The organism is Williamsoniiplasma luminosum (genome assembly GCF_002803985.1).
Taxonomy (GTDB): domain Bacteria; phylum Bacillota_I; class Bacilli_A; order Mycoplasmatales; family Mycoplasmataceae; genus Williamsoniiplasma; species Williamsoniiplasma luminosum.
Genome location: NZ_CP024963.1, coordinates 438,307 through 452,495 on the forward strand (window position 1 = coordinate 438,307; position 14,189 = coordinate 452,495).

Consider the following 14,189-nt stretch of genomic DNA (forward strand, 5'->3'; position numbering starts at 1 on the left):
TAGTTTATGAATAAAGGTGTAATAGTTAAAATTGGAAGTAATACAAGTCATGTGTTAGCAGGTGAACAAATACTTGTCGCGAGTTTAAAAGGTGGTGTGTTAAAAGACAAGACACCCCTTGTTGGTGATATTGTTGAATTTGAAATGATTGATGAATATAAGATTATGATTGTCAAAATTGAGGAAAGAAAAACTGAATTATATCGCCCTAAAATTGCCAATGTTAATCAAGTAGGAATTGTCGCTTCTTTGAAAGAACCTAAATTAGATCATTATGTTTTATTAAAAATGATGGCTTATTTAAATTCTCAAAATATTGAAACATTCATCATTTTTACTAAAAAAGATTTACTATTAGAAGAAGATGAAATCATTAAAAATCAAATTACTTGATTTGAAAAATTAGGTATAGAAATGGTTATTTTAAATAATAAAGAAATACCAACAAAAGATTTTAAAAAATTAGAGCAAATTTTAAAAGACAAAATAACTGTTTTAACTGGTCAAACTGGAGCTGGGAAATCAACCACAATCAATCACTTTTTAGAATTTGAAGATCAAATAAAAACTCAAACCATATCTAAAGCTTTGAACAGAGGAAAACACACAACTACTTCCATTCAATTATATAAATTACCACAAAACATTTTGCTTGCTGATACTCCTGGATTTTCATCATTTGAAATTAAAAATATTTCCGCGGAGTTAATTTCCTCGACATTTACCCCATTTCAAGATATGTATTATCAATGCAAATTTAGAAATTGTTTACACGTTAAAGAGAAAGGGTGCTATGTAAAACAAGCATTAGAAAATAATGAATTGGCACAATTTATTTACGATGACTATAAAAAAATTATTTCAGAAATCAAACCAAAAAAGGAGACCACAACATGAAAAAAATAGAAATAGCACCAAGTTTACTATCTGCTGATTTTTATGATTTAAAAGCAGACCTAGATCTATGTAAAAAACATAAGATTGAATGATTGCATTATGATGTAATGGATTTTGATTTTGTTCCAAATTTAACTTTTGGCGCCAAAATTTTAAAAGATATAACCGACCGCACAAATTTTAAAATTGATATCCATTTTATGGTCAAAGTTAAGAGTGTTGATTTTGAATCTTTCTTTGAAGAATATATTCAAACAAAACCTGCAATGATGACAATGCACATTGAAGCGATGTCTAAAAATCAAGCATCTACATTTATAAATTTATGTCAAAAAAATAATATTTTAGCATCTTTGGCAATCAAACCAAACACAGAAATTGATGAAATTTTAGAATTTTTACCAATCATTGATAATGTTTTGGTGATGACTGTTGAACCAGGTTTTGGTGGTCAAAAATTTATGTCAAAAGCAGCGCTTAAAATTCATGATCTAAAAATTTTAGCTCAAGAAAATGGTTATCATTACACTATTGAAGTTGATGGTGGAATTAATGATCAAACGTTTGAAATAGTCAAAAAATATAATGTTGATCTTGTTGTGGCTGGTAGTTATTTATTTGGTCAAAGTGACTTCACTCAAAGATTGGAAAAACTAAAATAATGAAACCAAATATATTTATAGTTGCGGCAAAAACCAAATTAAATTACAAAAAAATTCTAAGCACTTTTCCAAATACTATTTTTATTGGAGTCGAAAGAGGAGCTTTGGACTTGATTCATAAAGGAATTAAACCCAATCTTTGTATTGGTGACTTTGATAAAGTCACCAAAGAAGAATTAAAACTGATCAAAAACAGTTGTGACAAATTCGAATTGCATAATAGAGAAAAAGAATTTTTAGATGGTGAAATAGCGATTCTAGAAGCCTTAAAATTAGAACATACCAAAATTTTCTTTGTGGTAAAACCAACAAAACGTTATGACAAAAATATTTCCATTATGGATTTGGTTTTTAAATATAATGTTGAAGTTTTAAATGATGAAACAGTGATTTTAAAAATCAAAAAAGGATTCACAACCTTAGATTTCAATCTTTATCAAGACATCACTTACATTTCGTTTTATGCTAAAAATAAAGCAACAATTGCTCTAAATAATTTTAAATACGATATTGAAAATCTTACTTTGGATGCTTATGAAAATAAAGCAATTTCAAATGAGTTTATTTCATATAAAAATTCAACAATTATGACCAATAAAGAATTGGTTTGTATTCTTTCAAAAAATAGCGATTAATAATCGCTATTTTTTTGACTTTTGCTCATTTCCTTAAATTTTCTTTTGGCGATTTTGCTTGTATATTTTGCTTTTTCTAAACGCTCTTTGGCATAATTGAAGCGCATTTTATTTTCAAACAGATCTTCTTTTTCAGAATTTTTTAGTGCCTTTTTTCTTTTTTTCATTTCAATTTTTGCAACAGCTAATTCAGCTCTTGTAATTCGTACTTCACTAATTTGTTTGCCGTACATTTCTTCGGGAGATAAAAAACTCGTATAATCTGCTTGCGAAATTGTTTCTTCATCTTCATGAAGAAACAAAATTGCTTTATTATCTTTGGCGATTTTACGACCTAAACGTTCAGCTTCTTCTTTATTGATGAAGCTACCTTCGTCATTTTTAATCAGATGAATCTCACCCATTTTGTCAGTTTCTATTTTTCATTTATCCATATTTGTCCTTAGAAATAGTTTAACAAAAAAAGGTACATATGTATGTACCTTGAATTTCTAATGGTGCCCCCTGCCGGGGTCGAACCGGCACGAGTCTCCTCGTCAGATTTTGAGTCTGATGCGTCTGCCAATTCCGCCAAGAGGGCATTAAATATATTATACTTTAAAAGTAATTAATGTAAAATTATAAAAGGTGCTAAAATGAAAAAATTTAAAATAATATCAATAATATTTTTGTTTATATGAATAATGTTGTGAGGTTTATTCCCAGCCATTTTGGTGTGAGCAACAGATGTCCAACCATTATGAGTCTTGATGTTATTTGCGGTTGTTGCTGTTTTTAATTTAGTTTGATGAGTCTTAATCGCTGATGACAAAAAAGAACTAGGAATGTTTACAAAATTTTGTTTTCTTTTCACATTAAATTTTCCAGCGTTAATTTTTGCAAAATGATATCGCCAACAAAAAGTTGAACAAGAAAATGAAGAAATTGCTAAGAAAAAAATCATTGATCCAGAATTAGATAATGAGTATGATTTTATTCCTGAATGAGAAAAAGCAATTATTGCTCAAAAAACTCCTAAAAAAGAAAAGCAACCAAAAAAGATTAGTGCTTATTTAGAAAATCCTGATTTTGTCTTACAAAGAAAAATCATTAATGCTTATTGTCAATATTTATTGTTTTTGGTTTTATCAGAAGAGCAAACACTAACAGATACTTTCGAAATGACATCAAGAGTCAACAACAAAGCATATACAGATAATCAAGAAGAACAATTTCGAAACTTTTTAAAAGTCTTTGATATGTTTTTACCAGACAATTTCCATAAAACAAATGAAGAATTAAAAATGGAAATTATGAAAACTTTAAACGATACAACTCCAGCTGAAGTGATGGTTCTGTACAAAGAAAATCGAATTGAAAACACGATTAATGTTAAACAAAAATTAAAATTGATATAAAAAAAATCAGCTAAGCTGATTTTTTTTAAGCGTTTGCTCTTTCTTCTTTTTTCAAAGTTCTCAATGTTCTAGCTGAAACTTTAATAGTATATGTTTTCCCACTGTCGTCGGTTACTTTAACTTTTTGTAAATTCAAATTTCATTTTTTTCTAGTTGCATTTAAGGCATGAGATCTAGAGTTCCCTGAAAGAGGGCCTTTGCCTGTTAGTCAATCTTTTCTTGCCATTATTTCACCTCTTACTTTTCGTACTTATCAATATTACTAAAAAAGCAATATTATTTCAAGCACATTTTGCAAACATCAAGAAAAAAATAGTGGAATATTATAGGAAACTCTAGATTTTGTAGGTTTTAAAAGATATCTATTCATATATTTTGTGCTAAAATATAAAAATGAAAGTCGGTGAATTTTGTGAATACTATTGACAAAAATGTCATGAAGGTTATCAAAGATGCTGTTGTGACAGTGCCTGGTGTTATTTCTTTTGCAAATTTTAATGCAACAACAAATGATGATCTCTCCACTTTAGAGATTGATAATGCCGTAGAATTTATAAACACTGACAACCTAACTAGATTTAGAATCCACGTGATCTTAATTAGTGGGGTTAACATAAAAGATGTAATTAACGAAATTCAAATCAGAGTTAAATATGAATTAGAAAAAACAGCTAAATTTACAATTAAATACATGGTCGATGTTGCTGTGGATGATTTAATTGTGATTTAAAGATTAAAATAAAGATGAGAATATATATGACAAAAAGAGACTTAGGTGACTATAAAAATGAACAATAATATGAATAGAATTATAAATATGTTAATCAGTGGTGTTAACAACCTTTATAATAATTATCCACACATAGACAAATTAAATGTTTTCCCTGTTCCGGATGGTGACACTGGAACAAACATGAATTTAACTGCAACCAATGGATACAATGATGTTAAAGATTTAGAATTTAATTCAATTGGCGAATTGATGAATGCTTTTGCAAGAGGATTAATCATGGGTGCTCGGGGAAATTCTGGAGTAATTTTTTCACAAATTATGAAAGGATTTGCCAAAGGACTTGTTGATTCAACAGATTTAACAGTTCAAGATTGAAAAAAAGCTTTCACATTTGCAACAGAAATCGCCTATAAAGCCGTGATGAAACCAGTTGAAGGAACAATTTTAACAGTGATTAGAGAAACTGGTGAAGCTGTCAACCTTTTGGATGATGCAATTGATGAAAAAGAATTGTGAAATCAAATTGTGAAAGCTGCAAATATTTCATTGGATAATACTCCCAATCTTTTACAAGCATTAAAAGATGTTGGGGTTGTTGACTCTGGTGGATATGGACTTGTAAAATTTTTAGAAGGAATGCACAGCGTTGTGGTCAATGATAAAATCATTGACCGCTTAGAAAAATTAGAATCAAATGATGGTTCTAATTTAAACATGGACATTTTAGAAGAAGAATTTGGATACTGTACTGAAGCAATCGTGATGTTGAATCATGAATTTATTAATAAAATTGAAGTTTCAATTATTCGTGATCAATTAACAATTTATGGAAATACTTCAATTGTAATTGTAATTGATGAAGACATTTTAAAAGTGCATACACATGCTCTAACCCCTGGTCAAGTCATAACATTTTTACAACAATATGGTAACTTTAGATCATTGAAAATTGAAAATATGAATTTACAAGCTGAAAGACAAGTTGCAGATGCCAAACCTTCTGAATGAAAAGAAACATCAACAATCACCAATGAACGTAAATTAAAAAATAATATGGCGATTATTGCTGTGGTTGCCAGTCAAGAATTAAAACAATATTTTGAAACTGAACTAGGTGTGGATTTAGCCATCAATAGTGGGGCAAAAATGAACCCATCAACTAATGAGTTTTTGAAAGCGATTGAAGAAGTTGATGCTAAAAACGTTTTCATTATGCCAAATAATTCCAACGTTTTATTGACTGCTAAACAAGCTGAAAAAGTGGAAGAAAAATCAAAAATTTATGTGATTCCGACAAAAACAATTCAACAAGGAATGGTTTCTGCTTTAAATTTTGATCCATCAGCTTCTGTGTTTAAAAACCACACAGGACTATCGCGAGCAATTAAAAATGTGGTTTCATTTACCATCACCCAAGCAGTTAAAGATGCAACAGTTGATGGAATTAAAATCAAAAAAAATCAACAAATGGCAATTGCTGATGGGAAAATTGTGGCCACAGAATCAACTTTAAAATTGATTTTTGAAAAATCTTTAAGTAAATATATTACGCACAAAACAGAAATAATTACTGTTTTTGTCGGTCAAGACACTGATGCTAAAAACATTAGTGATTTGAGAAAATTTTTAGATGAAAACTTTGATGTGGAATACGAAATCATCGATGGTGGACAAAAGGTTTATAGTTTCTTAATTAGTATTGAATAAAGATAAACTAGGGATTTTCATATTTTTATTTTCAAATAGAGATATAATACTTTCAAATGAATGGAGATTGACAAATGTATAAAATAGCTTTTGATGTTATGGGTTCTGATCTGGGGCCTAAAATTGCGGTTCAAGCAGCGATCAAATTTTTAGAAAACAAAAAGGATTTAATCATCGTTTTTGTCGGAGACAAAAACCAAATTGAAGCAGCAATTAATGAAACTGGAAATGTTTCAACCACACAATATGAAATCTTTCCAACAACAGAATTTATTGATATGCATGGGTCTATTTTGGATGTAAAAAGAAAAAAAGATGCATCATTAGTGCGAGCATTAGAACTAGTTCAAACTAAAAAAGTTGATGGTATGTTAACTGGTGGTCATTCAGGTGCATTTTTGGCAGGTTCACACTTCATTCTTGGAGAATTAGATGGCATTATTCGTCCTGGATTCATGCCAACATTTCCAACTATGGTCAAAGATAGAGTCACTTTATTTTTAGATGCTGGGGCAAATAATGATAATACACCCGAAGATCTACATAATTATGCTAAATTAGCATCAACTTATTCAAAAACAGTTTTAGGTGTTAAAAACCCAGAAATTGGCTTGTTAAATGTCGGAACTGAAAAAGGCAAAGGTAGAGAATTGCAAAAACTAACTGAAAAATTATTAGATGAAGATAAACATTTAAATTTCAAAGGCAATATTGAAGCCAGAGAAATGTTAACTGGAACTGTTGATATCATGGTCACTGATGGATTTACAGGTAACGTTGCTTTAAAAGCAATGGAAGGAACTTCTAAAATTTTATTAAGTGCGATTAAAGCAAATGTGATGAAAAGTTTTATGGCCAAAATTGGGGCATTATTTATGAAAAATGTTTTCAAAGAAGTTAAAACCACTTTTGATTATAAAGAACATGCAGGAGCAATTTTAATTGGGGCGAACGGGATTGTTTTTAAAGCTCATGGTTCAAATGATATTCAAGGTTTTGTTTCAACTCTAAGAATGACATATGACGCTGTTCAAAACGATGTTTTGAACAAAATGAAAAAAGAAATGGCAATTAAATAATGATGACGTTAGAAGAATTTTTACAACAATATGACATCAAAATTAAGAATCGACATTTATATGATGAAGCACTAACTCATAATTCTTTTTCCAATGAAAAACACTTGAAATACACTTATCAAAGGTTAGAATTTCTTGGTGATTCATTGCTGCAAATGTATGTTAGTCTTTATTTTTTTCGCAATCACCCAAAATTAAAAGAAGGTGTTTTGACTAAATCTCGATCAAACATTGTTCGCGAAGAATCGTTGGCAATGATTGCTAGGCAAATCAATCTTGGTAATTACATAAGATTGGGTCAAGGAGAACTTAATTCAAAAGGGTATGATAAAGATTCGATTTTATCAGATGTTTTTGAATCAATTACTGCAGCAATTTATTTAGATCAAGGTGAAGAAAAAACTTTAAATTGATTAAATAAAACGCTTTTCAAAATCATGAATAATGACCAACTTTTAGAAAAAACTAAAGATTATAAATCAGAATTACAAGAGTTATTACAAGCAAACAAAAGAACAGATTTAAAATATATTGTTGATTTAGAAAACCATATGGATGCTGAATCAAAAATTGAATATACAATTTCGGTTTATTTAGAAGACCAAAAACTCGGAACAGGAATTGGATTTTCAAAACAGCAAGCTGAACAAAGAGCTGCCAAAGATTCACTTTCAAAATTGAAAATCAGATAATTTTTATTGGGATGTCATATCCCTTTTTTATATTTATTTGGTTTTGCTTTGGTATAATGAATGAGTATAATAATTTTTTTAAAGGAGAGAATATGGCATTTTTGAAGCAAATTCGTGCTCATGGTTTTAAATCTTTCGCAGACCCAACCATCTTAGATTTTAGTCACGACATGATTGGAGTGGTTGGACCTAATGGTTCGGGTAAATCTAATATTACTGATGCCATTCGTTGAGCATTGGGTGAACAATCAGCAAAATCATTGCGTGGAAGTAATTTAGATGATGTTGTTTTTTCAGGAAGTAGTGATCGTCCAGCTCTAGATTTTGCTGAAGTAACTTTGGTTTTTGATAATTCAAACCGAGTTTTTTCAACCATTGATGAAGATGTTGTTGAAATTACCAGAAAATTTAATAAGAAAACACGTGATAGTGATTTTTTCATTAATAACGAACGTGTTAAAATGCGAGATATTCAAGATGCAGCGCTTGAAACTGGTTTAACAAAGTCAAGTATTGCAATTATTTCTCAAGGAACAATTTCTACTTTTGCTGAAGCAAAAGCAGAGGCGCGAAGAGAAATTTTTGATGAGGCAGCTGGTGTTGCTAAGTACAAAAAACGCAAGCGCGAAGCCACAGCAAAATTAATTAAAACTGTTGAAAATTTGAACCGTGTCGAAGACCTGATGAACGAAATTGCTCGCAGACTTCCTAATCTTGAAAGACAATCAAATAAAGCGTTGGCATATAAATCAAAAATTGAAGAATTGCAAAAATATGAAGTTGCAATTTTGACACGCGATGTGAAAATTTTCAAAAATAAAATTGATCAACTTTCTATTCAAAAAAGTGCTTTAACTGAAAAAGTTAAAATCTTATCAAATGATATTAATTTTTCTGAAAAAGAATTTTCAGAAATGATCAACGAAACAAGTACATCTGAAATAAGCATGTTTGAATTAAATGATAAATTTAATGAATTAGTGCAAAGAATTTCAGAATTAAAAGTTAAAAAAAATGATGCTGAAAGTCGTGAAAACAATCAAAATAAAAATGATCATGCTGATGAAATCAAAGCAAAACAATACAAAAAAGAATTTGATGAAAAAAATATTAATGTTCAAATTGAAAAAGAAAAACAACAACAATGAAATAATCGTCTAACTGAAGTTAAAGAAAAATATGATTATTTATCAGATAAATTTGAAAATTTATATGCTGAAGTTAATTCAATTCGTGAGAATGCTTGAAGATTAAAAATGCAAAAAGAAAATCTAGAAAAACAACAACATTCTAGTAATTTTTCAAATGCTAATTATGGAAGTCAAGCGATTATTAATCATGCTAAAACCATCGGTGGGGTGATTGGGACATTAATGAGTTTGGTTCAAGTTCAAGAAAAACATCAAGTTGCAATTAGTGTGGCTGCAGCTGCATCAATGCATTCAGTTGTGATGAAAACATCAGATGATGTGAAACGTGCTGTTGAATTTTTGAAAAGAAATCAAGCAGGAAGAGTGACATTTTTACCTTTAAACACATTAAATCCATCAACAATTCAAGGCCCACAAAGAACAGCCATTCAACAACAACCAGGTTTTATTGGTTTTGCCAATGATATCGTCACAATTGACGAACAATATCGTGCTGCTTTAGATTATGCTTTGGGAACAATTATTGTTGTTGATAATTATGATTCTGCAATCATGCTTGCGAAAAATATCAACTACAGATTTAACATCGTAACATTAGAAGGTGAAAGAATTTTACCGCATGGAGCCATTGTTGGGGGAAAAACTAAAAACCAAAATATTTTTGCTCAAACCCAACAATCAGAAAATAATTTAGAAGAAATTTCAGAAAAACTCCAACAATTTGAACAATTAGAATTAGACAAAAACCAACAATTAAATGATGTAAAAAATGATCGTGATAAAACTCGCGATGAAATCAACACTTTATCATCAACAATTAGAGTTTCGATTGATGCATATAATCAAATGATTAATCAATTGAGAAGTATTTCTGAAGATTATAAAATCATTACAGGTAAATCATTAGACCCAAATGACAATACAAAAAGTAATGAACTTGAATCAATTAAATTTGCCAAAGAAATTGCAAAATTAGAGTTAGAAAGAGATAATGCTCAACTTGAAATTAATGCTTTATCGGCAAATAAAAATAAATATGCTGATCGTCAAAAAGAATTGAATGAACAAAATAGTGTTAAACGTCAAGAACTTTCAGACTTAAAAGATCAGTTATCTAAAGTTAGTGCAGAATTAGAAGTGTTGCATGTTCGTAACATCGAATCATTAAAACGTCTTACTGAAGGGTACGGAATTACAAGTGATACTGCGTTGGAAATGGAAGAAGTTCAATTTGAAAACGAAGAAGAAGTTCGTGATCGCATTATTCAACTAACAAACGATTTACGTGATTTAGGAAATGTGAATTTAGATGCCATTGTTGAATATCAACAAGAAAAAGAACGTCATGATTATTACTTAGTTCAAACTAAAGAAATTCGTGAAGCTGTGGAAAAACTAGAATCAATTATTCATGATATTGATATTGCCATGGAAACCCAATTCAAAAAAGTTATTGATGATGTTAATGAAGCATTGCCTGAAGCTTTTAGAAGATTATTTGGTGGGGGAACTGCTAAATTAATTTATACAGATCCTGAAAATATTCTAGAAACTGGAATTGATATTCAAGTTTCACCACCAGGGAAGAAAATTTCTAACTTAAACTTATTGTCTGGTGGTGAAAAATCACTTGTGGCACTTTCTGTCTTGTTTTCAATTTTGAAAGCAAGACCACTACCATTAGTGATTTTAGATGAAGCAGAAGCTCCACTTGATCCCGCCAACGTTGAACGTTTTGCCAGATATATTAAACACTTTACCAACCACACTCAATTTATCGTTGTGACTCACCGTGAAGGAACAATGGAAAATGTTGATATTTTATTCGGTGTGACCATGGAAACCAAGGGAATTACTAAAATTGTCAAAATTAAATTAATTGATGCGAAAAAAATGGTGGCAGAAGAATCACCAACAACCTAAATTTACGCCATATTTTTGTGTAAAATAATGGCTTTTTTGTTATAATCACTATGATTTAAATAAGAACAATAAATCAACAAGGAGAGCTATTTAAACAAATGACAAAGAAAATTCGATTGATATTTCTTGCCGTAGTTGCAATTATGCTTGGACTTTGAGTATGAACTTTTTCAATTCAAAGAGATTATTTAAGCATCGGAGGATCAGCGAGTGTTGACCTTATTTTGCAACGTTCAACAGGTATTTATCAAAACCAAAAACATGGTTCACTGATTTTTTCTTCAACAGGAAGTCAAGCTGGAATGAATAATATGTTACAAGATGTTTATGACATTGGTTTTTTATCACGTGATTTAAAAACAACAGAAATTAAAGATTATAAATTCAAAGATGATGAAGATTATTTTAAGGCAGGTAATTTTGATCAAGAAACATACTTTCAAAATGTTGAAAACGAAGCATCAAAATATCATAAACTAACTTTTGCAAAAGATGCGCTTGTCTTAATTTATAATCCTGTGGAAGGTTTTGATGAAAGATTTCAAGAAAAATTAATTATTGAAATCAAGAATGCAAAATCAAGTCAATATTTTACTCCAGAAGAAATTATTAGACCAATTTTTTCAGCCAAGGACACTAGCCATAGATTAAAATGAAATGAATTAGCACAGCTAATTGCTGATAAATATCCAGAAGCAAATTTACAAGATGCTGCTAAAAAAGTGAAATCATTACCAATCGAGAGTTACACATTAGATCCAGGTTCTGGAACTCGTAGTTCATTTGAAAAAAGCATGGGAAACATTCCAATCGGGATAGCAAATAATACGTATTCAAATAATGGTTCAATTTTTTATCAAATTGCACAATCAAAAGGTTCGATTGGATACGTTTCACAAAGTTATGCTCAAAATTTAAAAGCAAATGATTATGCTTATTTAAAAAGTATAACTATTGCTCTAAGAAATAGAAAATATAATCCAAATGTGAATCCAACAAGAGCAGGAGACATTGATGTAGATTTAAAAGATTATCCTTTAAAACGTCCATTTAATGCTGTGTTCAAAAACCAAGATGATAAAGAGAAATTAAGAAAAATTACTGACTTTTTATATTGATTGGGGACTAATCCGGATTTAGATGAAGCATTTATAAAAGAAGGTCTAGATCGCCCTCTTGAAAAAAAGGGGGTAAATAATGTTTAAGTTTAAAAAGAAAAACGATGATTTTAAAGTTTTTCCAGCTCGAGTACCAAAAATCAAAACTTCGAATGCTGAACGTAGTGTCAAAGGCACTGTTTATTTATTAACTGTAGCTGTGCTTTTAATCCTTATGGTTTTAGTTGTTTTTGTTGTCGCTAAATCAACAACTATTTTCAAAAATGTTGGATTTTTAGATTTCATTTTTAATGGTAATTGAGATCCAACAAATAAAGCCAACCCATCATATGGAATTGGAACGATCATTTTTATGACGTTAGTGCTTTTAGCACTAACAATGTTATTTGCTGTTCCAATCACCATTTTTTCAACCTTATTTATTTCAGAATATTTAAGTAAAAGAACTCAAAAAATGGTGATGACAATTGTTAAACTGCTTGCTGGAATTCCGTCAATTGTTTTTGGTTTATTCGCTCGTGAACAAATTGGGTGATTATGTCGTATGATGGGAGCACCAAGTAATGATAATTTAATGGTCGCTGTCATCACAATGACATTTATGGCAGTTCCAACAATGGTGTCTTTAAGTTATAACGCTGTTCAATCTGTCCCAAGTACTTATCGTTTTGCAGCTTTAAGTCTTGGAGTAACCAAAGAACAAACCACATTTGGGATTATTCGTAAATCTGTTAATACTAAAATTATTTCAGCCATCATCATGGGGATGAGTCGAGTGATTGGTGAAACTATGGCGATCATGATGATTGCTGGAAATTCAGTTGGTGGATTTGATACAACTTCAGGTTTAGGTGGATTTTTATTCTCGTCAGTGAGAACTTTAGCTGGAACCATTGGGATTGAAATTTTAGAAGCAAGTGGTAAAGATCATCAGTCTGCATTGTATGCAATCGGATTAATTCTTTTCTTCTTAGTTTTTGTGATTAATTTAATTATTTTGAGTCTTTCAAACTTTGAAACTTTCAAAATCAATCGTAAAATTAAACATGAAGAAAAATTAGCAAAAGCAGATAGAATTAAACCTTTAAAAATTACTAAACGTTATGATGATTATCAATTAACTAGTTTTGTTAAATTTCATTCGCAAAACAAAATTTTTAAAAATATTCACTCATCGATTATGCTCTTGTTGATGTGAACATCAACAGCAATTATTGTCATGTTTACGTTTTGAATTATTGGGACTGTCGCTGTTAAAGGGTTAGCTGGTTTACAATATAGTGAAGCGTTTGTTTCGATCAATGATCAAGGTGGAATTATTGCTGCTTTATTCACAACCCTACTATTAATTGCGGCAACCTTACTTTTCGCAATTCCGCTTGGACTAGCAACTGCTATTTATCTTTCAGAATATGCTCGACAATCAAGTTTAATCACTAAATCATTTAGATTTATTATTAATCTATTTGCTTCAACCCCATCAATTATTTTTGGGATCTTTGGGTTATCATTCTTTATTGTCATTATGAAATTACCTTTCTCTGTTCTGGCCGCGGCCCTGACGATGACGATTGTGGTTTTACCAATGTTAATTTCCAATTTTGAAGATGCTTTAACTTCAGTGCCACTTGGACATAAAGAATCAGCAGCAGCGCTTGGTTTAAACAAAATGAAAATTTTGTTTAAAATTACTTTGCCAAATGCAATGGAGGGAATTATTACTGCGATTCTGCTTTCGATGGCTAAAATCATTGGAGAATCAGCCCCAATTTATTTAACCCTTGGAACCGCGATCAGAATGCCATCAGAAGGATTTTTATCAACGGGAGCGACCCTAACAACTGGAATCTACATGATTGCAGCTGGTGGTGGAGTTGGAGAATCAGAATATATTGCTTATTTAATGTCACTAACTACAATCATTTTAGTTTTAACATTAAATCTTGCTTCATCTAAATTATCATCATCAATCTTAAGAACGACACATGCAATTCATTTTGAAGGCATTAAGAATTTTATTAAATGATGAAAAAATTTCTCTTTAAAACACTCATGAAATAATTTTATTAGAACGGGTAAACGTCGTTGAAATAAAGTTAAATTTAAACTTTCAAAAGAAAATATTGTGAATAAATATAATGGATCAAAACAACGAAGAGCTAACATCAAAAGAATTAAAATGGAGGATGAATAAT

General features: G+C 30.2%; 13 protein-coding genes and 1 tRNA gene. 11 read left to right on the forward strand and 3 right to left on the reverse strand.

Features of this window, described 5'->3' with window-relative positions; translation table 4 throughout:
- Positions 1–6: 6 nt before the first annotated feature.
- From rsgA to ELUMI_RS01855, 3 genes are read left to right on the forward strand one after another with little or no spacing between them, the layout of a single operon-like run.
- Positions 7–906, forward strand: coding sequence for a ribosome small subunit-dependent GTPase A (gene rsgA / locus ELUMI_RS01845; protein ID WP_025734107.1), 900 nt, complete (start codon positions 7–9; stop codon positions 904–906).
- Positions 894–1,559 (forward strand): ribulose-phosphate 3-epimerase, encoded by a 666-nt coding sequence (locus ELUMI_RS01850; protein WP_025734108.1) that lies wholly within the window; start codon positions 894–896, stop codon positions 1,557–1,559. Before rsgA ends, ELUMI_RS01850 begins: the two co-directional genes overlap by 13 nt.
- Positions 1,559–2,194, forward strand: coding sequence for a thiamine diphosphokinase (locus ELUMI_RS01855; protein WP_025734109.1), 636 nt, complete (start codon positions 1,559–1,561; stop codon positions 2,192–2,194). Before ELUMI_RS01850 ends, ELUMI_RS01855 begins: the two co-directional genes overlap by 1 nt.
- Here ELUMI_RS01855 and ELUMI_RS01860 read toward each other — a convergent pair.
- A complete protein-coding gene (locus tag ELUMI_RS01860; RefSeq protein WP_025734110.1) occupies positions 2,191–2,628 on the reverse strand; it encodes a hypothetical protein in 438 nt (145 codons plus the stop codon). The two genes, ELUMI_RS01855 and ELUMI_RS01860, sit on opposite strands and share 4 nt — an antisense overlap.
- 61 nt (positions 2,629–2,689) lie before the next feature.
- Positions 2,690–2,774, reverse strand: a tRNA-Leu gene (locus ELUMI_RS01865).
- A gap of 103 nt (positions 2,775–2,877) precedes the next feature.
- Between ELUMI_RS01865 and ELUMI_RS01870 the strand changes: the two genes are divergently transcribed.
- Positions 2,878–3,591 carry a hypothetical protein gene (locus ELUMI_RS01870; RefSeq protein WP_156921414.1) on the forward strand — a complete coding sequence of 238 codons (714 nt, stop codon included), beginning with the start codon at positions 2,878–2,880 and terminating at the stop codon, positions 3,589–3,591.
- Between the two features lie 25 nt (positions 3,592–3,616).
- Here ELUMI_RS01870 and rpmB read toward each other — a convergent pair whose 3' ends face one another.
- Complete coding sequence (gene rpmB, locus ELUMI_RS01875) at positions 3,617–3,817, reverse strand: 50S ribosomal protein L28 (RefSeq protein ID WP_025734112.1); 201 nt, start codon at positions 3,815–3,817, stop codon at positions 3,617–3,619.
- Positions 3,818–4,003: 186 nt separating this feature from the next.
- Between rpmB and ELUMI_RS01880 the strand changes: the two genes are divergently transcribed.
- From ELUMI_RS01880 to pstA, 7 genes are all read left to right on the forward strand, one after another.
- On the forward strand, positions 4,004–4,321 hold the full coding sequence (locus ELUMI_RS01880; protein WP_025734113.1) for an Asp23/Gls24 family envelope stress response protein: 318 nt from the start codon (positions 4,004–4,006) through the stop codon (positions 4,319–4,321).
- 57 nt (positions 4,322–4,378) lie between these two features.
- Entirely contained in the window at positions 4,379–6,031 is a 1,653-nt protein-coding gene (locus tag ELUMI_RS01885) for a DAK2 domain-containing protein (protein ID WP_025734114.1), read from the forward strand.
- A 74-nt stretch (positions 6,032–6,105) separates the two neighbouring features.
- Positions 6,106–7,110 carry a phosphate acyltransferase PlsX gene (gene plsX, locus ELUMI_RS01890; RefSeq protein ID WP_025734115.1) on the forward strand — a complete coding sequence of 335 codons (1,005 nt, stop codon included), beginning with the start codon at positions 6,106–6,108 and terminating at the stop codon, positions 7,108–7,110.
- Positions 7,111–7,112: 2 nt separating this feature from the next.
- A complete protein-coding gene (rnc, locus tag ELUMI_RS01895; RefSeq protein ID WP_025734116.1) occupies positions 7,113–7,802 on the forward strand; it encodes a ribonuclease III in 690 nt (229 codons plus the stop codon).
- 92 nt (positions 7,803–7,894) lie between these two features.
- Complete coding sequence (locus ELUMI_RS01900; protein ID WP_025734117.1) at positions 7,895–10,876, forward strand: AAA family ATPase; 2,982 nt, start codon at positions 7,895–7,897, stop codon at positions 10,874–10,876.
- A gap of 98 nt (positions 10,877–10,974) precedes the next feature.
- Positions 10,975–12,081 carry a phosphate ABC transporter substrate-binding protein gene (gene ptsS, locus ELUMI_RS01905; protein ID WP_025734118.1) on the forward strand — a complete coding sequence of 369 codons (1,107 nt, stop codon included), beginning with the start codon at positions 10,975–10,977 and terminating at the stop codon, positions 12,079–12,081.
- Positions 12,074–14,188, forward strand: a complete 2,115-nt coding sequence (gene pstA, locus ELUMI_RS01910; RefSeq protein WP_025734119.1) for a phosphate ABC transporter permease PstA — start codon at positions 12,074–12,076, stop codon at positions 14,186–14,188. Before ptsS ends, pstA begins: the two co-directional genes overlap by 8 nt.
- Position 14,189 lies beyond the last annotated feature (1 nt).